This is a genomic window from Zarconia navalis LEGE 11467 (assembly GCF_015207075.1).
In the GTDB taxonomy this organism is placed as follows: domain Bacteria; phylum Cyanobacteriota; class Cyanobacteriia; order Cyanobacteriales; family Geitlerinemataceae; genus Zarconia; species Zarconia navalis.
Genome location: NZ_JADEXN010000018.1, coordinates 1 through 20797, shown reverse-complemented (window position 1 = coordinate 20797; position 20797 = coordinate 1). Strand labels below are relative to the sequence as shown.

At 45.6% G+C, this 20797-nt stretch carries 18 protein-coding genes and 3 pseudogenes; 17 read left to right on the top strand and 4 right to left on the bottom strand.

The window, feature by feature from the left end; translation table 11 throughout:
• The 16 genes and pseudogenes from IQ235_RS02145 to IQ235_RS02070 form a co-directional block, all read left to right on the top strand.
• Window positions 1-890, top strand: an 890-nt coding sequence (locus tag IQ235_RS02145; RefSeq protein WP_264319853.1) for a CpsD/CapB family tyrosine-protein kinase, incomplete at its 5' end; no start/stop codon positions are given.
• Between the two features lie 66 nt (window positions 891-956).
• Complete coding sequence (gene hepA, locus IQ235_RS02140) at window positions 957-2804, top strand: heterocyst formation ABC transporter subunit HepA (RefSeq protein ID WP_264319852.1); 1848 nt, start codon at window positions 957-959, stop codon at window positions 2802-2804.
• Window positions 2805-2840: 36 nt separating this feature from the next.
• Window positions 2841-3629 (top strand): methyltransferase domain-containing protein, encoded by a 789-nt coding sequence (locus IQ235_RS02135; protein ID WP_264319851.1) that lies wholly within the window; start codon window positions 2841-2843, stop codon window positions 3627-3629.
• Window positions 3630-3634: 5 nt separating this feature from the next.
• Window positions 3635-4711, top strand: coding sequence for a glycosyltransferase family 2 protein (locus IQ235_RS02130; protein ID WP_264319850.1), 1077 nt, complete (start codon window positions 3635-3637; stop codon window positions 4709-4711).
• 5 nt (window positions 4712-4716) lie between these two features.
• Window positions 4717-5742, top strand: a complete 1026-nt coding sequence (locus IQ235_RS02125) for a glycosyltransferase family 2 protein (RefSeq protein ID WP_264319849.1) — start codon at window positions 4717-4719, stop codon at window positions 5740-5742.
• Between the two features lie 38 nt (window positions 5743-5780).
• Complete coding sequence (locus tag IQ235_RS02120; protein WP_264319848.1) at window positions 5781-7286, top strand: class I SAM-dependent methyltransferase; 1506 nt, start codon at window positions 5781-5783, stop codon at window positions 7284-7286.
• 37 nt (window positions 7287-7323) lie between these two features.
• Window positions 7324-8568 (top strand): glycosyltransferase, encoded by a 1245-nt coding sequence (locus tag IQ235_RS02115; protein WP_264319847.1) that lies wholly within the window; start codon window positions 7324-7326, stop codon window positions 8566-8568.
• Between the two features lie 13 nt (window positions 8569-8581).
• Window positions 8582-9733: a glycosyltransferase family 4 protein gene (locus tag IQ235_RS02110; RefSeq protein WP_264319846.1), complete on the top strand. Its 1152-nt coding sequence runs from the start codon at window positions 8582-8584 to the stop codon at window positions 9731-9733.
• A gap of 183 nt (window positions 9734-9916) precedes the next feature.
• A complete protein-coding gene (locus IQ235_RS02105) occupies window positions 9917-11221 on the top strand; it encodes an O-antigen ligase domain-containing protein (RefSeq protein WP_264319845.1) in 1305 nt (434 codons plus the stop codon).
• On the top strand, window positions 11211-12044 hold the full coding sequence (locus IQ235_RS02100; RefSeq protein WP_264319844.1) for a sulfotransferase family protein: 834 nt from the start codon (window positions 11211-11213) through the stop codon (window positions 12042-12044). Before IQ235_RS02105 ends, IQ235_RS02100 begins: the two co-directional genes overlap by 11 nt.
• 47 nt (window positions 12045-12091) lie before the next feature.
• Window positions 12092-12838 (top strand): hypothetical protein, encoded by a 747-nt coding sequence (locus tag IQ235_RS02095; RefSeq protein ID WP_264319843.1) that lies wholly within the window; start codon window positions 12092-12094, stop codon window positions 12836-12838.
• Between the two features lie 28 nt (window positions 12839-12866).
• Entirely contained in the window at window positions 12867-14021 is a 1155-nt protein-coding gene (locus IQ235_RS02090; protein ID WP_264319842.1) for a glycosyltransferase family 4 protein, read from the top strand.
• Window positions 14022-14090: 69 nt separating this feature from the next.
• Window positions 14091-15251, top strand: a complete 1161-nt coding sequence (locus tag IQ235_RS02085; RefSeq protein WP_264319841.1) for a glycosyltransferase — start codon at window positions 14091-14093, stop codon at window positions 15249-15251.
• A 133-nt stretch (window positions 15252-15384) separates the two neighbouring features.
• Window positions 15385-15465, top strand: a pseudogene (locus IQ235_RS02080) (Uma2 family endonuclease); the annotation flags it as partial.
• A gap of 223 nt (window positions 15466-15688) precedes the next feature.
• Window positions 15689-16505: pseudogene (locus IQ235_RS02075) on the top strand (transposase).
• A 10-nt stretch (window positions 16506-16515) separates the two neighbouring features.
• Window positions 16516-16755 (top strand): annotated as a pseudogene (locus IQ235_RS02070) (Uma2 family endonuclease); the annotation flags it as partial.
• A gap of 141 nt (window positions 16756-16896) precedes the next feature.
• Here the strand turns inward: IQ235_RS02070 and petA are convergent.
• Together petA and petC are read right to left on the bottom strand one after the other, a co-directional pair.
• On the bottom strand, window positions 16897-17886 hold the full coding sequence (petA, locus tag IQ235_RS02065; protein WP_264319840.1) for a cytochrome f: 990 nt from the start codon (window positions 17884-17886) through the stop codon (window positions 16897-16899).
• 60 nt (window positions 17887-17946) lie between these two features.
• Window positions 17947-18486 (bottom strand): cytochrome b6-f complex iron-sulfur subunit, encoded by a 540-nt coding sequence (petC, locus tag IQ235_RS02060; protein ID WP_264319839.1) that lies wholly within the window; start codon window positions 18484-18486, stop codon window positions 17947-17949.
• A 291-nt stretch (window positions 18487-18777) separates the two neighbouring features.
• Here petC and IQ235_RS02055 point away from each other — a divergent pair, with 291 nt between their 5' ends.
• Complete coding sequence (locus IQ235_RS02055; RefSeq protein WP_264319838.1) at window positions 18778-19095, top strand: DUF3067 family protein; 318 nt, start codon at window positions 18778-18780, stop codon at window positions 19093-19095.
• Window positions 19096-19202: 107 nt separating this feature from the next.
• On the opposite strand, the gene IQ235_RS02050 is transcribed toward IQ235_RS02055, so the two are convergent.
• Window positions 19203-19802, bottom strand: coding sequence for a superoxide dismutase (locus IQ235_RS02050; RefSeq protein ID WP_264319837.1), 600 nt, complete (start codon window positions 19800-19802; stop codon window positions 19203-19205).
• Between the two features lie 180 nt (window positions 19803-19982).
• The gene (gene nth, locus IQ235_RS02045) at window positions 19983-20645 is read right to left on the bottom strand and encodes an endonuclease III (RefSeq protein ID WP_264319836.1); all 663 of its coding nucleotides are present in this window, start codon (window positions 20643-20645) and stop codon (window positions 19983-19985) included.
• Window positions 20646-20797: the final 152 nt, after the last annotated feature.

The window sequence follows — 20797 nt, the reverse complement described above, 5'->3', positions numbered from 1 at the left end:
GAGGGGCAGCATTTCTCCGGGAAGCCATCGATGATGGGGTTCACAGCACCGACCAGTTACAGCAACAGGTGGCTCTACCGTTGTTGGGAATCGTGCCCGAATTGCCCCAGACTAGGCTGGGCGGCTTCACTCGACATCTGCCGTTTCGCCCACCTCAGAAACCGGAATCATGGCTCCTGCAAGCCCTCGACTGGCAACCGTTTCGGGAGTCGCTGGATTTGATTTATCAGGGCATCCATCAGAACATGCACTTGCTCGATGCAGCATCCAAATGCAAATCGCTGCTGGTGACCTCTGCACTGGCTGGAGAAGGGAAATCTACCTTGGTGCTGAGTTTGGCTTTGAGTGCTGCTCGCTTACACCAAAAAGTTCTGCTGATCGATGGGGATCTGCGCCGACCGGTGTTGCACGAACGGCTCGGTCTGTCCAACAGTCAGGGGCTCTCAACGGTTTTGTCCGGTGAGATCGCCTCACCCAACTTGCAGTCGATTTCGGCATCGGGTGAAACCCTCGATGTTCTCACTGCCGGTCTAGTGCCAGCAGACCCGGTAAAACTGTTGAGTTCCCAACGCATGACGGAATTGATGACCGAGTTCGAGCGCAACTACGACCTGATCTTGTTGGATGCTCCGCCTGTTCTGGGCACGGTGGATGTTTTGCAAACGGCATTGCGTTGCCGTGGGGTGGTGATGGTTACCCGTCTCGATCGAATTACTCAATCGGAACTGACCCAGGCGATCGCCATGCTTCGTCAATTGAGGCTGCTGGGCATTGTGGCTAACGGCTCCAAAAGTGCTCCAGTCAGTTACCTCCATCCTGCCAATGCCAATGGCAGCATCTCCGTTTCAACTCGTCGATCGCGAGAACAGCAAGGATACGATCGCAACTAATTCAGCGAGTCCGATCGACTCCTTCGTTCGATCTCGAATTAGCCAGCTCGAAGTTTAGAAATACTCATGAGCATTAAACTCCCAATTTTTATCCGCAAGCTGCTCAAAGCGACCCAGTTTTGGCAAGAGAACCGCCTAATTTTACGAGAGTTCAGATACTTTCGCGGGTTGGCAATTCTGGCTCTAGGCTTCACCTTCTTAGCCGCTATTTTTGAGGGGTTTGGAGTTGGCTTTCTGATGACTTTTTTGCAGAATTTGACGGAGCCAGATGCCGCTCCCATGCAAACCGGACTGGAGTGGTTCGATATCTGGATTTTAGGAGTTAATATGACAGCAACAACGCGACTCTATCGAATCTCGACATTAATCCTCATAACGACTTTATTGCGAACGGGCTTTACTTACCTAGGAAAAGTCTATACAGAAATCACTAGAAGTCATCTTTTGTATCGGCTACGAGTTCGATTATTTGACCAATTTCAATCCTTAAGTTTTAGCTATTTTACTCAAACTCGTTCTGGAGAATTAATCAACAGTATTACCACTGAGGTTGCCAACCTTAGAGAAGCTTTTGGTATCTTCGCAAATCTGGTCATCAGAGGCTCAACTCTCTTGGTTTACGTGATATCAATGTTATTGCTAAGTTGGCAACTTACAATTATTTCGTTAATGCTATTTATATTACTTTCAGTTTGCATCTCCAACTTAGTTCGGCGAGTTCGAGAAATTAGTTTTACCATTACAAAAGCCAATAGCCAGTATACCTCAGTTGCCCTAGAATTCATTCAGGGAGTTCGGACAATTCAAGCCTCAGCCGCTCAAAACTTCGAGCGACAGCGCTTTGAAGCTGCGAGTTCGCAGCTTCTCGAACGGGAACGCAAGTTTGCCTTTTATCGGTCTTCAGCTGAACCCATATCGGAAGCTGCGGCTACCGCAATTTTGATTGCCATGTTGATGTTTGCATTTGCGACTCTAACTCCAACCGGACAGTTACCCATTGCTTCATTACTCACTTTCCTCTTTATTTTGTTTCGGCTCATGCCAATTGTTCGTCAAATTAATGGTGCTAGATCCAGACTTGGCGGTTTTCAAGGTTCGCTACATAGTATTCGAGAACTCCTCAGGACGGATAATAAAACTTACTTAAAAAATGGAGAAATTCAGTTTTCAGGATTCAAGCGCGCGATCGAGTTTCGATCGGTTGATTTTGGCTACGATCGACACAATTTGGTGTTGCAAAATATTACCCTCACTATCGAATGTGGAAAAACAACGGCATTAGTCGGCGCATCCGGTGCGGGAAAAACCACGTTGGCAGACTTAATTCCACGGTTTTACGATCCCACTCAAGGTCAAATTTTTATTGATGGCGTTCCGCTACAAGAATTGGACATAAACTCGCTGCGTCGAAAGTTAGCAGTTGTCAGCCAGGATACTTTTATTTTCCATACCTCGGTTCGCAATAATATTGCTTATGCCATGGAAGAAATGGATGATTCTGCAATTTTGGAAGCGGCTAAACTTGCCAACGCGCTGGAATTTATTCAGGATTTGCCAGAAGGATTGGATACGCAACTTGGAGATAGAGGTGTACGGTTGTCTGGGGGACAGAGACAGAGAATTGCGATTGCTCGAGCGCTGCTGAGAAACCCGGAAATTCTAATTTTAGATGAGGCAACTAGTGCTTTAGATTCGGTTTCCGAGCGGTTAATTCAGGAGTCTTTAGAAAAACTGTCAGTGGGTCGAACCGTGATTGCGATCGCCCATCGATTATCCACCATTGCGAGAGCCGATAAAGTCGTGGTTCTCGAACAGGGAAAAATTGTCGAACAAGGAAGTTATCATGAGTTATTAGAACAGCGTGGAAAGCTTTGGAAGTATCATGAAATTCAGCACGAGAAAAGCTCGGCTTAGTAAACTCAAAAAGTAAAATAAAAAACATTAAAAAATATGCATCAATACACATCTATCTTTTTCCAAGAAATTCAAAAATATTCTTATGAATCTGCTTGCGAAATTGTTCCTTTAGTGCTTGAGGTTGTCAATTGTAATACGATTGTTGATGTAGGCTGTGGAGATGGTACTTGGTTAAAAGCTTTTCAAGAGCATGGCGTTGAAGACATACTTGGAATTGATGGTGACTACGTGACGCCAAACATTTTAGCGATTCCCAAAGACAATTTTTCATCTTTTGACTTAACAAAAAAACTAACACTAAATCGCAAGTTCGATCTCGTCATATCCTTAGAGGTTGCCGAGCATTTACCTTCGGAATTCGCTAACACTTTTATTGATTCTTTGACCGATTTAGGCTCGTGTATTCTCTTTTCTGCCGCCATCCCTTATCAACCAGGAGAGAATCATATAAATTGTCAGTGGCAAGATTACTGGGTTGAGCTTTTTAAGAAGAGAGGCTATGTCGCTATCGATTGCATTCGCCCGAAAACTTGGGAAAACCAAAAAGTTGCTTATTGGTTTTCTCAAAATATTTTAATGTTTGTAAAGTTGGATGATTTAGACATCAGCTCTAGACTCTATAAAGAGTATGAGTTAACTCGAGAAAATCCAATTTCAATGGTGCATCCCCGATTATATTCAAACACAGTAGGACAGTTGGCTAAATATACCGTCCCAGAGAACATGTCACTCAAAAAAGCTTGGAAAACATTCAAAATCGCCCTCAGCCATGCAATTTTCAGAAAAATAAATTCTTTCCAAATGAAAGGCTATAAAATTTAGTTTCTATGAACGAAAACCATTCCTATCGAATCAACATTTTACCACTTCCAAAAGATGTCCAGCGTCCTCTATGGTCGGTGATAATTCCGACTTACAATTGTGCGAACTATTTGCGAGAGACTCTGGCGAGCGTGTTAGCTCAAGATCCGGGTCCGGAAGTCATGCAAATTGAGGTGATAGACGATTGCTCGACTGCCGACGATCCCGCTGCCGTCGTCGCCGAACTGGGAAAAGGACGAGTAAGTTTCTACCAGCAGCCAGAAAACATCGGCTACATCAGAAACTTTGAAACTTGTTTGCAGCGATCGCGCGGAAAGTGGGTTCATATTCTCCATGGCGATGATTGCGTGCGCGAGGGTTTCTATCACCAGATGCAACAAGCCTTTGAAAAAAAGCCAGACATTGGAGCCGCTTTTTGTCGCTATATCTATATGGATGAGCGCAGTCACTGGAAAAGTTTTTCCCCATTAGAGCAACCAGAGAGTGGCGTGCTGAGTCACTGGTTAGAACGTATTGCCGTCAAACAGCGAATCGCGACGCCCTCAATTGTCGTGGCTAGGGAGGTCTACGAAAAACTGGGAGGATTCGATCGTCGCATATCCTGTTGGGGAGAAGACTGGGAGATGTGGGTACGCATTGCGGCAAACTACCCGGTTTGGTATGAAGTGGAGCCACTGGCTTTCTATCGTCAACACGCTACATCCCTGACGGGGGATTCTAGACGAGCTGGCCGGAATATTCAAGATATGCGTCAAGCGATTCAGATTGCCAAACACCACTTTCGAGATCGCGATGCCGATCGACTTTCAAATCGGGCATTAGAGCATTATGCCCTCTATGCCCTGCGTCATGCTCGCAAATATTTGGCAATTGGAGATCTCAGCGCTGCGTTCAATCAAATTCGAGAAGCTTTTCGGTGTTCCACTTCGCCGAAAGTACTCTTCTGTTTATTAAAGTTATCTCCTCGTCTATTGAGCGCTGTCATCAAATTGGGCGGGAAGGAGACTAAGCTTCGCGATCTGCAAGTGGAACGATCTGTGAAAGCCATTGAAAGTCAATTGAATGAAACGGTAACCCATTAAGCCCTATGAACGAACAACATCGAGCAACCATTCGACCCGTACCAGAGGGAGTCCAACGTCCTCTATGGTCGGTGATAATTCCGACTTACAATTGTGCGAACTATTTGCGAGAGACTCTGGCGAGCGTGTTAGCTCAAGATCCAGGTCCGGAAGTCATGCAAATTGAGGTGGTAGACGATTGTTCGACTGCCGACGATCCCGCTGCCGTCGTCGCCGAACTGGGAAAGGGACGAGTGAGTTTCTATCAGCAGCCGGAGAATGTCGGCTATATCCGAAATTACGAAACTTGCTTGCAGCGATCGCGCGGAAGGTGGATTCATATTTTGCATGGTGACGATTGCGTGCGAGAGGGGTTCTATCGTCAGATGCAACAAGCTTTTGAGAACAACTCAGAACTCGGTGCGGCATTCTGTCGCACCATCAAGATGGACGAGTTCAGTCGCTGGCAAGAAATCGAACCGTTACTGGAACCCGAAAGCGGCATTCTGAGAAATTGGTTGGAGAGAATTGCCGTTCGACAACTGATTTCCACCGTCTCAATTGTTGTGGCACGGGAAGTTTACGAAAAACTGGGAGGATTCGATCGTCGCTTTTCTTGTTGGGCAGAAGACTGGGAAATGTGGGTGCGCATCGCCGCCAATTATCCAGTTTGGTACGAAGCGCAACCCTTGGCAATCCGACGCCGCCATTCCGTATCTCTAAGCGGCGATTCTAGGCGGACGGGGAAAAATATGCAGGATGTGCGCAAGGCGATCTCCATCGTCCAGCAATACATTCCCGATCGCACTGCTCGAAAACTCTCGCGAACCGCCTCTAAAAACTATGGCATTCATGCACTTTCTACGGCTCGAAAATATGCAAATTCAGGCGATATTGTAGCGGCTCTCAACCAAATTCGAGAAGCCTTGCGGTGTTCGTTGTCTCTAACGGTTGTTCTTTCTTCATTCAAGTTAATGGTTTATCTGGTCTATGTTGCGATCGCTTTGAGTTTGCAGCGTCCCGCACCGAATCCCCCATCCCAAAGTCTGTAGCCTGTCACTCGATCTCTTGAGATCGCCAACCGAGACCTATGCAATTCGAACTTCCCGAAGACAACCCAATTCCAAACTCGACACAGATTTCCGATCGGGAGGCGATCTTCCATCCCCACTCGATCGCCGATTCAAGAATCAGACTGTTTCGCTGGCAAGGGCAACTTTATCGAGGAATCGGAACTGAACGATCGCCCTTTTTTCAGAAATTATTTCAAGATGGCGCGATCCAAAGTTTAGTCGATCTCGAACTTCTTGTCGAATCAGAACTCACGGCTTTAACCCTCGAAGGATATGAGACGATCGTGCATCACCGCTCTATTCCTTTTACTTCCTATTCGATTGAATGGTGTGTGGCAATGCTCCAAGATGCTACCCTCACGTTATTAGATTTTGGCATCGAACTGGCGCAACGAGGATTGTCCCTAGAAGATGGTCATTTAGGAAACATACTTTTTGATGGCTACAAACCTCTGTTTGTAGACTTGGGTTCAATTCGACCTCTAGATGAATACGTTCATTACTTTCGATGGAGTGCCTACGACCAATTTTGTCAGACGTGCTTTTATCCGCTCGTTCTTATGGCTTTAGGAAAAGATCGAACTGCTCGGTTGTTGATGGTCGAAAATTCCGGTATTTCCAAGTCGGATTTCTTACGATTAACTCCAGGAATGGGAAGTTCGAGACGAATTCTAAAAGCACCACCCATCACTCGTTTGCAATTGGCATTGAGAAAATTGATTCCTCCAGACTATAAAAAATTATTAAAGCAAAATTTTAAAGACTTTCAACCCTTATCCGATCGAACAGAGATAGAGAAAAAAACGAATTCTATTTATTCGCATAACGTCAAACAAAAATATTACTTAAAATTTTTAAAAAACCTCAGACGAGAAGTCAAAAAAATTACGTTACCGACTTCGTTCGATCGTTCAAAAAATTCTAGTCCTTCCTTCTGTAGCTCAGAAAATGGTACAGAGAAACAATCTATTATTTGTAACATTCTCACCGATCTTAAACCTGCATCCGTCTTAGATATCGGCTGCGAGAATGGTTGCTATGCTCAGATTGCAGCCAGTTTGGGAAGTCAAGTGGTGGCATTTGACAAAGATCCGACCTGCGTCACCCAGCTTTATCATACAGCTTGCGATCGGAAATTATCGATTCTTCCTCTGGTGATGGATTTTACCCAACCGACTCCTGCTTACGGTTTATCTCGTTATCGATATGTGGCAGCCACAGAGCGGTTGCAATGCGAGATGGTTTTGGCATTGGAATTGATTCATCATTTGGTGTTCGAGCAACATCCTCGGTTCGAGCAAATTGTTGAAGGTTTTGCCCAATTCTCCCAGCGCTGGCTTGTTGTTGAATTCATTCCCATCGACGATCGCGCATTGCTTCAGTTCCAGTCTCCTAAGTATAGTTCTAAGTTTTCCTGGTATACCTTGGACAATTTTAGAAAAGTATTGATGAAACACTTTCGTCATGTAAAAACTCTGCCTGCTTATATCAAACCGCGTACGCTCTTGATATGCGAAAAATAGAGATACAAAGAATAGAATGAGATAGAGCAGAAAACTGATGACACAGATTCAAAAAAATATTTTATTTCACTTACCCGTGTTATTGAAGCCGATCGATACAGGGGCTAAACGTCGAATTTTCGGAATTCTAGAATATTTTAAATCTCGTAGCGACAAGTTTACGGTCGATGTTGTCGCTAAAAATAATTGGGGTAAAGCAATCTGGAACTCCGAACAGCAACAAGAAGCACAGAAGTATTTTGAAAATATTTTTATCTACAGAGGCGAACGCAATTTAGGTGATTTTTTATATTCTAGAAGTAAAAGTTTTTACTATAAAAAATTTCTAAAACAGCAATTGCCGATCGATTCTGACTACCATACGCCACCGGGTTACATTAACTTTGTTAGAGATTTAGCATCTAGAAAAAAATATGACTATATTTGGATAAACTACCTAGATTATGCTCATTTGGCTCTTGCAAAAGAAAATGCAAAAATTCATAAGTTTATTGATATGCACGATCTCTCCTGTAAATGGCGTATTGCCAGAAAAAATATTCCCCATCTGAAAGATTTGCGATTTGACTATGAATCCAATTTTATAAAAGAAGTAAAAATGCTCGATCGCTTCGATATAGCGATCGCCAACTCTTTAGATGAAATAGATGAAATTAGTCCTCATATACCTTTTGAAAAGCTGCATTTAATTCCTCATCTTATCGAAGAAAAAAACAACTCTATAGTTCCGTACTTTTCGAGAAACTTTAAATACGATCTTCTATTTGTCGGTGCAGCTTATCAGCCAAATTTAACCGGTCTCCAATTTTTTATATCTTCTATTTTGCCAGCACTCGTTGCTCAAAATTCAAAGATAAAGCTAGCTATTGTTGGAACAGTTTGTCAGTCAATTAAAATTGAGTCATCTTTAGAAAAGAATATCGATTTACTCGGATATGTTCCCCAACTATCGGATGTTTACTTACAGTCAAAGCTAGTTATTTGCCCGCTCTTAGATGGCAGCGGAACGAAAGTAAAACTGCAAGAAGCGATGGCTTATTCAATTCCAATTGTGACAACAACAACGGGTGCATCTGGACTCAATTTACAAGATGGTGTCAACGCTTTTATTACAGACGATTCTACCCTCTACGCCAAGAGAATTTTGAATTTACTAAAGCGATCGAAACTTGCTCAAGAAATTTCTCAAGCGGTGGCTTCAACCTATGCAGAACAATACTCCCATTCAGCGATCTACTCCCAACTCGATCGGCTATTTGGTATCGTCCCTTCCTGCGATTAAAATCTAGTAATATATGAAGATTTTGCTCACAATTCACTACAAGTTCGATCGCAATGCAGGAGCGGCAGGAGCAACCTGGCAACTCGGTCAAGCTTATCAGAAACTAGGACATGAAGTCTATTACTATTCTACAGATAATCTTCCGCGTCAGTTGCCTGAAATTAGTAAAAGAATCTTATTTCCTGGGTTTGTCACTGCCCAGATTGCAAACTTATGTAGAAAGCATAAAATTGATACGATCGATGCTTCCACCGGTGATGCATGGATATGGGGAAAAATTCGGCACCACTCTAAAAATAAATTCCCTCTCCTGGTTACGCGAAGTCACGGTCTCGAACACATTAAAGACCTTGGAATTCGAGAAAGTGCCCGAGATGGAGACTTGCAATTAGATTGGAAATATCCGCTATATCGAGGCAGTTTTCACCTTTTGGAAGTGGAAACCTCTCTTCGTTGTGCCGACTTATTCTTGTCACTTAATAAAACCGAGTCGGAATATGCAATTCAAGCGTTAAATGTTAATCCACAACGAGTCCATCTCGTCAAAAATGGCATTCCCGAGACCTTTTTGAATCTGCCCTTCGAGCCAATCGCAGCAGCAGAAGATGCCAAAATCGGGATTGCGATAATCGGTACTTACATTCCTCGTAAAGGTATTCAGTATAGTGCTCCCGCATTAAACGCAATTCTCGCTCGCTATCCCCAAGTAAAAGTTAGTTTTCTCGGAACAGTTCATCCCGAAGCCAAAGTCTATGCAGATTTCGACCGGGTCGTGCGCGATCGCGTCCAGGTCGTACCTCGCTATACCCACGATATGTTACCGACCCTATTGAAAGACCATCAGATTAAGCTTTTATCCTCAATTTCTGAAGGGTTTCCCATGTCTCTTGTGGAAGCGATGGCTTGTGGCTTAGCGCCGATAACTACCGCAACACCCGGTCCAACGGAAATCGTGTGCGACGGACACAATGGAATTGTCGTTCCTGCCCGCGATAGTCAGGCGATCGAACAAGCTTTAGAACGATTGATTACCGATCGCTCTTACTTGGAACAGCTACGCCTGAATGCCTACAGCACCGCACAATCTTACAGTTGGCAGAACATTGCCAAAGATACGCTTTCACTATACGAATCGACCAGGAGTATTACCCATGAAATATCCTAAAAGAATCGTTATTCATTTCCTAGAAATAGATTGGGGAGATCTAGAGTGATTCGCAAATCTAACCCTCTACTTTCCCCGACGAATAAGTTTGAGCTTGGTTTACAACCAACTTTAGCTTGGACGGCGATCCTAAGCTTCGCATTTATCTCTGCCGTGTTTAGTCTTGCAGGGTTAGGCAAGATTTTGAATCTACTTTTTCCGGGGATGGCTTTAGGAGTTGGTATCTTCCTCTATTTTCGTTATCCGATTCTTTATCTGGGTTTTACTTGGTGGTTATGGTTCCTCACGCCTTTTGTTCGACGCTTGTCAGATTATCGTAGTAGCTACACCGATCCAAGTCCTATCTTACTCGCTCCTTTCTTAGTCACGCTGGTTAGCTCCATTACGTTCTGGAAATCTCTTCCTAAAGTAGCTAGTCAAGGAGGTTTACCCTACATTTTCTCTGTTGCGGCGATCGGCTATGGCTTTTTTGTTGGACTCATTTATCGACCACCTGTCACCGTATGTCTAGCATTACTAGACTGGCTCGCTCCCCTCTTATTTGGGTTTCACTTATTTACGAACTGGCGAAATTATCCGAGCTACCGACAAAACATTCAGCGCATTTTTCTGTGGGGTGTTCTAGTCATGGGGATCTATGGTGTGGTTCAGTTTTTAATTGCACCGGAGTGGGATAAATATTGGTTGGTGCAAGCCGAGTTTAGTAGTGGTGGAAAACCCGAACCATTACAGCTCAATGTCTGGAGTACGATGGCATCAAACCGACCGTTTTCAACGGTGATGATGGCCGGTCTATTGTTATTACTTGTAAACCCAAATAAAGGAACCTTAGGAATACCTAGCACAGCAGCTGGTTATTTAAGCTTCTTACTTGCGAAAAAACGAACGACTTGGGGAAGCTGGTTCCTTGGATTGTTCATTTTGACAGGTTCTCTAAAATCGAATACTCAGATACGCTTGCTCGTCACAATTTTGGTAACGGTGTTGTGTGTCGTTCCGTTAACCACTCTAGAGCCATTTTCTACAATCCTAAGTTCTCGTTTTGAGAGTTTATCTAATATTGAAGAAGACAATAGCGCCGCAGCAAGACAGGAAGCTTATAGTCTCGCTCTAAATGATGCTCTCAATAGTTTCCTGGGTTCGGGAATTGGTGGACCCTCTTTTGATAGTGGGATTTTATCGATACTTTTAGATTTGGGTTGGTTGGGAACCATTTTTTACCTCAGTGGAATCCTTCTACTTCTCTTTAGCTTGTTTCAGTGGTCGGCAATTCGCACCGATAAATTTGCGAGTGCTGCTCGTTCGATCGTTTTTGCCACTTTTGTACAACTGCCGCTGGGACTACCACATATTGGAGAACAAGGAATGATTCTGTGGGGTTTTCTCAGTCTGGGTATGGCTGCCCAAAAGTATTCTCAATTTCAACGAGATAGTCAAAAACAGTTCTTTTTACCAGTGGAGACTTACGATATCGACTATGAAAAATAATTTTCTCTTAATTTTAGGTGCTATGAAATGCGGCACTACCAGTCTCTTTCACTACCTATCGGAACACCCTCAAATTTCACCGGCAACAAATAAAGAACCTCATTTCTTTTCTGAGGATCGAAATTTAGCTAAAGGTATGACTTGGTACCGTTCGTTGTGGGACTGGAAGCCGCAACATATCATTGCAATGGAAGCCTCTACAACCTATACGATGTCTCCGAAATATCCTAATGTTCCAGAACGAATTGCTCAGGTGAAAGACGCAGAGTTTCGGTTTATTTATATTATGCGACATCCTTTCAAGCGGATCGAGTCACACATGAGACATTTACTTTCCGGAGGGCATCAGAAAACAGCGGAAATTATCGAAGAACATCTTGCATTTTCTGAATATGCAAAACAACTCGATGCTTATACCAAAATTTTTGGAAAAGATCGGATATATATGTTGTTGTTGGAGGATTTAACGAAAAATCCGAAAGGCGAACTTCAAAAAATATGTCAATTTCTACAAATCGATCCGAACTTTCAGTTCCAAAACCTTCAACTCATCCTCAATAGCAATAAAACTCTGAACTTGCATCCAGCATTGCGTAAACTTTATAAAATGCCTGCTGTGAAGTCTGTCAGTCGTTTAGTGCCAACTCAGTTTCGTCAAAAGCTATACAAACCTCTGTCTCGTAAAAATTCTTACGAAGTTAAACTATCCGATCGAGATAAAGCATTCATACTTCAACGATTACAACCTGATTTAGATCGACTTGAAACCGAGTATGGCATTGATATTCGCTCTAAATGGGAATTTCCGATTGTTGATTTTTAGATAGACAGATAAAAAATAAAATTTCTTAGTTTTTAGGAGATAAAAAAGTGATTAATGATATCGTTAAAATTCAATCAAGTCGCTATATGAATTTGCCACGAAAATTAAGCTTTTCTGTTCATTCTTTGATTGCTCAAAAGCCTGAATTATGGTGGCTTTATAAGCCTTATCTTGAATGGGGGCAGATGAAGCGAAAAGCCATAGGGATCGATCCAAAAGAAGGTCTTTTATTACCCGACACAGAACTGGTAATTGATGGCTTTCAAGGATCGGCTAATAGCTTCGCGACGGTAGCTTTTAAGCATTTTCAAAGCAAACCCGTACGATTAATGCATCATCGCCATGCTCCTATATTAATCGTACAGGCGATCGAACAACAGGTTCCCGTGCTGCTAACAATACGAGAGCCGGTTGGAACTGTAATTTCTTTAACCAGTCGCTGGCCTCATATTTCTGTGACTCAGGCATTAAAGAGTTATATTGGCTTTTATACGACTCTCAAGCCTTACTTTTCTCATTGTGTTGTGAGTACATTTGAACAAACAACTCAACATTTAGATCGCTCGATTGCCGCAATTAATAATAAGTTTGGAACTCATTTCGATTTAATTGATGTCGATCGAGCGAATTCTGAATGTCGAAAAAAAATTAGCGATTCACCAGAAAGAGCCGCTGGAAGAAAATTCTTGAAAGAACACAATCATCAACAACTTAGAAGTCATAAAAATCAATTTCTGCTTTCCAAAGCAATAAGCTTATATCAAGAATATGAAACCTTGTCTCGATCGAAGTAAAGAAAATCTATATTAATCGCGTCACGCTATGAAGAATTCAAACTTTAAATCTTCATCTTTCTTATGCATTGGCAATGGTTGGTTTCCCAAAATGCCCGGTGGACTCAACCGATATGTGTACGAACTGACCCATCACCTTGCGGCAAAGCACGATCTCATTGAATTATGCGGCGTGGGACTTCCAGAAAGCCCCTCAAAATCTCCTATCCAACTGACAAATTTAGCCGAACCCGATTCTCCTATCTGGCAACGTTTGTGGTCAACGCGGGTGAATTTCGATCGCCGAAAAACAACTCAACCCGATGCCATTAACCTGCATTTTGCCCTCTACGATCTACCGATAATTTCAAATCTCCCCAAAGATGTTCCAGTGACGTTTACTTTCCACGGCCCTTGGGCTTTAGAAAGCGATCGAGAAGGGGCAAATAAACTGGGGGTTTGGGCTAAACATTGGATCGAACAACGGGTGTACGATCGCTGCGATCGCTTCATCGTCCTCAGCAAAGCCTTTGGCAATATTTTGCACCAACACTATCGAGTTCCCTGGGGCAAAATTCACGTCATTCCCGGTGGTGTTGATATCGATCGGTTTCAACCCAACCTATCTCGCCTGGAAGCAAGAGAAAAGCTCCACTGGCATCAAGATCGCCCGATCCTCTTCACCCCCCGTCGCCTCGTCAACCGCATGGGAATCGATATTTTATTGAATGCCCTCGCCCGAGTTCGATCGAAGATTCCCGAAGTTTGGCTTGCCATCGCTGGGAAAGGAGCGCTCAGAGAAACCCTAGAACGACAGGCGATCGCATTGGGATTAGCCGACAACGTCAAATTCCTCGGCTTTTTACCCGACGAACTCTTACCCGTCGCCTATCAAGCCGCCGACTTAACGGTGGTTCCCAGTCAGTCCCTCGAAGGATTTGGCTTAATCGTACTAGAGTCGATCGCCTGTGGCACCCCAGTTCTGTGTACGCCGGTGGGGGGAATGCCGGAAATTTTGGAACCGTTTTCGCCGGAACTCATTACAGCAGATACCGATGCAGATGCGATCGCCGAATATCTCGAAGCCGTACTTGCCGGAGAAATCCCCCTGCCTTCTCGCAGCGACTGTCGCCACTACGCCACCACAAACTTTAACTGGACGAATATTGCCCAGCAAGTGCGACAAGTTCTCTTAGCTGATTGAAATTGCAAGATTAGAGAATGGCGAAAATCGCGGGTTTTTTAGTCCGACACGCTTCGGGAAGACGATACCATGAAAATTCTATTTTTAGACCAAAGTGGCAAACTCGGAGGTGCTGAAATCTCCCTCACCGATGTCGCCCAACCCTATCGCGAAAGCTGCTTGGTGGGCTTGTTTGAAGATGGCCCCCTCCGAGAGTATCTAGAGCAACGGCAAATCCCCGTTCGAGTCCTGGCGGCTCAACCCATCCCGGTGCGTAAAGACAGCAACCTCCGCCAGAGTTTGGGTGGCTTGAAAGCGGTGATTCCCCTGGTTGCCACCATCGCTCGAACCGCCCGCCAGTACGATCTCATCTATGCCAATACCCAAAAAGCGCTGGTTGTGGGGGCACTCGCCAGCGTTTTCAGCCGCCGTCCCTTGGTGTACCACCTGCGCGATATTCTCTCGGCAGACCACTTCAGCCCAACGAATCGCCGCCTGGCAGTCACCTTGGCTAATCGCTTCTCCTCCGTCGTCATTGCCAATTCTTACGCCACTCGAACCGCCTTCATCGAAGCGGGAGGGCGATCGGAGATTACAGAAGTTGTTTACAACGGCTTCGCTCCCAAAAACTACAACACCCAGGAGTCTGAAATCGATCGCCTCCGACAAGAACTGAGACTCAACGGCACATTTGTTGTCGGTCACTTCAGCCGCCTCTCTCCCTGGAAAGGACAGCACGTTTTACTCGAAGCACTGGCTCGTTGCCCCAAAGATGTCACGGCTCTTTTGGTGGGAGATGCTCTGTTTGGAGAACAAGAATATGTCGCACACCTCCACCAACAAGTCGCAGAACTCGGACTGCAAGAACGAGTCCGGTTTTTGGGGTTCCGATCGGATGTCATCCCCTTGATGGCAGCATGCGACCTCATCGCTCATACCTCCACAGCCCCAGAACCCTTCGGGCGCGTGATTGTCGAGGCGATGCTGTGTCAGCGTCCGACGATCGCAGCGGCTGCGGGGGGGGCGCTCGAATTAGTCGAGCCGGGAAAAACCGGCTGGCTCGTGCCTCCAGGGGACACACCCGCATTAGCTCAAGTCATCTCGATGTGCCGCGAGGATTCGGAGTTAGCCGCCAGAATCGCCGCTCGCGGCAGAATTGAAGCGAGCGAGCGGTTTGGGTTGTCTAACACCAGAGAGAAAATCGATCGACTGGTACAGGCGATCGCGGTTTCACCTTCCAGGGCGGGTTGACTGACAAAACGAAAAAGCTGGAAGATGTCTCAAAACGCTAAAACCTCTTGCTATTTCGATGTGCCGCGAACTACACGAATCGTACAGCAATCGTTATGCTGTTAGATAGATGACTTAAAGCCTCGACCCCACAATCATACCCTCCGCCTTTCCCGACCATACCCAACTCCCCGATTCCGATGGCACGTTTGTGAAGAACCTCCAAGAGCATCCCCACCGAACCATCGCGGACATTACCCGATCGAGCTGATGGGTGTCGAGTTAGGCATCTGGCATTGGTGACAAGTTAAGAAGTTCGATCGTATGTCAAGAGGGTAGTGTTGTGGGAGGAGCGATCGTGTAAAACTCAGACTGGACAAGTCATTGAGCCAGGGGATGCGATGGTGAGCCGAAACCGAAAAACCCATCGAGACCATGCCAAAAAGACCCAACGTCCGATGGTGGAAAATGAAGTCATAGCCGCTGGACTTGAAGCCTTAGTCACTGCGGCGATTACGGCCCAAGAGAATTACTACCGTCAATTGGGTCTGAGAGACCGAATACTGAATCTGCCACTAATGGTGGCAGCTCTGCTAACCCTGCTCTGGCGGGATGTGGCGGGAGTCAGAGAATTAACCCGCATCTTGGGAAGGGAAGGTTTTTTGTGGTGTAGCCCCACCCAAGTCTCTCAACAAGCGGTCTCTCAAAGATTTTTGAGCTTTCCCGAGGAGTTATTCGAGAGAGTATTTAAGGAGTTATTACCTTATTTGAGACAGGCTTGGCATCAAAGAACTCGTCGTCAGTCTCCCGAGAGTGCTCCCTCCCTATGTGGTGGCCGATTTATACCGACGGCGATGGCGAATTGAAGAGGCTTTTAATGTGGTCAAACGTCTTTTAGGGCTGAGTTATTTATGGACGGGGTCTAGAAATGGGGTCAAATTGCAGATTTGGGGAACCTGGCTATTTTATGGAGTTTTGGTAGACTTAGGGGATGCTGTTGCTGATGAAATGTATGAACCCTTCGAGCGCATTTCTTTGGAGATGATTTACCGGGGCTTGTATCATTTCCAGGTGGCTCATCAAAAGGGATTAGCGACTGACCCGGTGAGCTATTTTGCCGCGCCTCAGAATCGGGATTTGGGCATTGTCAAAGCTCGACGAAAACCATTGGTCAAGTTGATTGTTGCACCCTTTCCGGACGCGAGGCGAACATCTTCGCCATTTTTTTTCGAGCCATCGCTGAAAACTACCTTGACCACTGGCTTTGAGTCTTAACTTGTCACCAATGGGCATCTGGGAAGGGAGCTATCAAAATTAAAACCAGCAATGGTTGCGGTGGTGGGATAGCCAGGGGAAACTGTTATTGACGGGAAGCGAACGGGCCACACTCGAACGAGAACGCGCCGAACGAGCGGAACAAACCCAACGAGATGCGATCCCTCAACTGCGAGCAATGGGTTTAAGTGTCGAGCAAGTGAGTCAAGCTCTGTCGCTGTCGGTGGAAGAAATTCTCAGGTATGAATAAATAGTTGGTCAGACTCGAACCCGATCGAACAGAAAATTGAAAAAGGACGCTTCTTTACGTTGAAGAAGCATCCTTCATGTTGCGTCAGCGAAAAAGTGGAAAAACAGAAGTTCGATCGACTCCCGATGCCCAGTTTTTGCCTTAAAAATTCATTTCGGCCGCTTGAACTTTTTCCACCTGCTTTTTCTTAAGGACTAAGAAAATTTGGGTCAAAATGATGAGGACGAAGAAACCGAGCAGTCCGGTAATCCGAGCTGAACTTTGCAGAACGATTTCACCATCGGCTTGACCGAATCCACCGACGTTGGGATTGGTCGTCAGGGGTTGAGCCACTTCTACGGAGTCTCCGATCGAAACGATGGGTTGGGCACCTGCCGCAATGGACTCGACCACTTCAGAACCGTCCACTGTTTGAATCGTGACTTCATAGCCACCGTACTCTAGTTCTTGAATATCGGTAATGCTTCCGGCGGCCGTTGCTTTGTAAACGATATTATTGCTAGGCTGACCGGTGGGATACACTTGACCGCGACCCCGGTTGCCACCGACATGAACGGCATACTTACCAAAGTGAGCAGTTTTATCCGTCGCCGGGTCTGGAGACAGAACGGGGAATACTAGTTCCTGGTACTCCTCTCCAGGCAAAGGACCGACAATAATCACGTTATCTTGGTCTTCGCGATATTGCTGATAGTACATCCCCTCGGTTTCTTCTTTAATCTCTTCGGGGATTCTATCTTCGGGGGCGATTTTGAAGCCTTCAGGCAACATCAACACCGCACCGACGTTCAAACCACCTTTGCTGCCATCCCCAAGAACCTGCTGAACGCTGGTATCGTAGGGAACTTTGACTACAGCTTTAAATACCGTATCGGGTAAAACCGATTGGGGAACTTCCACGTCGGTGGGTTTGGCTCCCAGGTGACAGTTAGCGCAGACGATGCGACCGGTGGCTTCGCGAGGAGTTTCTGGAGCCGTTTGTTGGGCCCAAAACGGATAAGCGGCAGCAGACTGAGGCAAGGCAAAGTCACCGGCGAGGAAGAAAGCAATAGCGGTGGCAGCGACGAGGAAGCCTCGAGCAATCGCTCTCGTCAGGCGGCGGAGCGTTTCAAATCGAAAAAGTTTTTTCATCTGTAGCGGATAATGTTCTCATCAAACGGATCTTCGGGGCGGGGTTTTTCTATCTTTGCGTTATGCCCACCAAGGATCTTCACCGGTGCGGAAGTCGGTTTCCGTCCAGGGGGTAAAGATAACTTTGTCATCATCGACCGTTGCGTGCACCAGCGCTAGCGATCGCGGTGCGGGACCTCGAACCACTTTGCCCTCGTTATTGTATTGAGAACCGTGGCAGGGACACATAAACTTATTTTCCCCGGCGTTCCAAGGTACGACACAGCCGAGGTGGGTACAAACGGCATTCAGTCCGTAACTGGCGATCGAGCCTTCGCCATCGACGATAATATAAGTCGGATCGCCTTTGAAACCTTGGGCGAGGGAGCGCTCGGTCGGCTTATGTGTGGCAGTAAACTCACTAGCGCTCACATCGTTACCCAGGGCATCCTTGGCAGTTAATCCACCCCCTTTCCCGCCGCTCGAAGGGGGTAGAAAATATTTGACGACGGGGTACAGGGCCGCAGCGGCAGTGGCTGAGGCAGTCCCGAATGTCAGCAAATTCATGAATTGGCGTCGCCCCATGCTAGGGACATCTGACGATCCTGAGAGTTGAGTCATAGGTTACGTTCGTGCTATGTGTTGTATGAATTTAATTTGTAGAACTTTACAAATGGTATCGAAAATGAGTACCTTTACATAACTTATTCTAGAGGTCGCTGACTGCATTAAAATGTAAAAAAATGTAAACAAGACCGAATTGCTGGACTCATCCAATCGTTTTCCACGTAAAATCTTACCGATTTTTGGATCTTCGCAACACAGAAAATACGGTCGATAGATCGTTTCTTCACCTTTGGTTTTGCTGTTACCCGCAAAGCTTGCTGCAACCTCTAAAACTATAAAATTCCCATGACCGGACAAGAATTGCACCAGTTAATTATTAATAAATGGGGTCGTTCTTATGACATTCAATTGCGACGAACGAAGGGAAAAATTTTTGTTCTCATCATGTGGAAATATTTAGAGCAGGCTTCTTTTCCTCTATCGGAAACTGAATACTTTGCTCATTTCGATCGAGTTGCTAGCTATCTCAACGGCTGGAATACCATCGATCGCGTCCAAAGCTATATCGAACAAACACGAGAACGCCCTCGCTTGGGTAAGGCAGTCAGCATTCCTCTCGATTTAGGAGAACGAGCCTCGGAATGGTTGTTAGAAGAGTTTTAACAAACGTTAAACCAAAGCATTAATTTTCTCATATACGAGATGGGAAATGTGAGAGAGACAGGTTTTTGATAGCGATCGCCAACCTGCCTCTAAGAAACTTGAGTCTCTTATGCAGCGGCTAAATTCTCAGCGACAAAATCCCAGTTGACCAGTTTACCTAAGAAATCGCCGATATAATCGGGGCGGCGGTTCTGATAATCGAGGTAGTAAGCGTGCTCCCACACATCCATCGTCAGCAAAGGCGTTTGTCCGCTGGTGAGTGGATTTTGGGCATTCAAGGTCTTGGTAACTTTCAAAGTGCCGCCATCGAGCACTAACCAAGCCCAACCACTACCGAACTGGGTCGCACCTGCATTCTTAAAAGCTTCTACAAACTTATCGAAACTGCCGAAATCCGCATCGATTTTGGCAGCCAGATCTCCCGTCGGCGTTCCGCCGCCGCTGGGTTTCATACACTTCCAGTAAAAGCTATGATTCCAGGCTTGGGCTGCATTGTTAAACAAACCGCTCTTTTGAGAATCGCCAGCGATTTCCTTAATCACCTCTTCAATCGACTTACTATCGTGGGGAGTTCCGTTAACAGCATCATTATACTTTTTGACATAAGCGGCATGATGCTTGTCGTGGTGGAACTCAAGAGTACTCTTGGTAATACAGGGTTCTAGGGCTGTATAGTCGTAGGGTAGAGCGGGCAATTCGTAGGCCATGGTGTTCGTAATCTCCTCTAGCTGAACTCGCGTCGGAAACAACGCAAATTCCAGTTCTGAACAAGAATCATTCTAACGCAATCGATCGTCCTTGAATAGCCCAAAGTGCCTAGGATGAAGCTTTTCAACTCATTTTCATTCCTCGGGTTTCGGGGTCGATTGGTTGTTTGTCACCTTCGGCTAAGAGACAGTTCGATCGACACTGGGACACAGATCTGCGAGTATACATCGATCGCACGCGGGTTTACGAGCTGCACAAACTGCTCGACCGTGATAGATCAGCCGAATTGACCAGTTTTCCCAGTCTTCTTGGGGCAATAAAGGCATCAAATCTCGCTCGACTTTGACAGGATTGGTTTGTGACGTTAACCCCAACCGATAGCTCAAGCGTTTGACGTGGGTATCGACGGTAACACCAGCATTAATCCCGTAAGCGTGAGCTAGCACTACATTAGCCGTCTTGCGAGCCACCCCTGGTAACTCGAGTAATTGTTCCATTTGCTTGGGAACCTGCCCGCCAAATTTTTCGACGATCGCCCGACAAGCACCCTGGATATTTTTGGCTTTATTTCGATAAAACCCCGTCGATCGAACCAAGGTTTCGATTTCTGAAATATCTGCCCCTGCCAAAGCGGCTGCATCAGGAAATCGATCGAATAATGCCGGAGTCACTTTATTGACTCGTTCGTCGGTACATTGTGCTGAAAGAATTGTTGCTACCAATAGCTGTACGGGAGTATCGTATTTCAAACTACAAATTGCGTCGGGATACAGCCGTTTAAGGCGGGTCAATATCTCCAAGGCTTTCTGTCGTTTGAAGCCTCTGCGGGAAGTTCCACTCATTTCATTTTGATAGCAGATTGATAGCAGATAAATCGAAAACAAAAAGGCTTCTTTCGATTGAAAGAAGCCTCTTGTAAGATTGAACCTGGCACTGAGCTATTTTCCCAGAGGGCTACCCCCCAAGTATCTTCGCCGCTGAAACGTTTCACCTC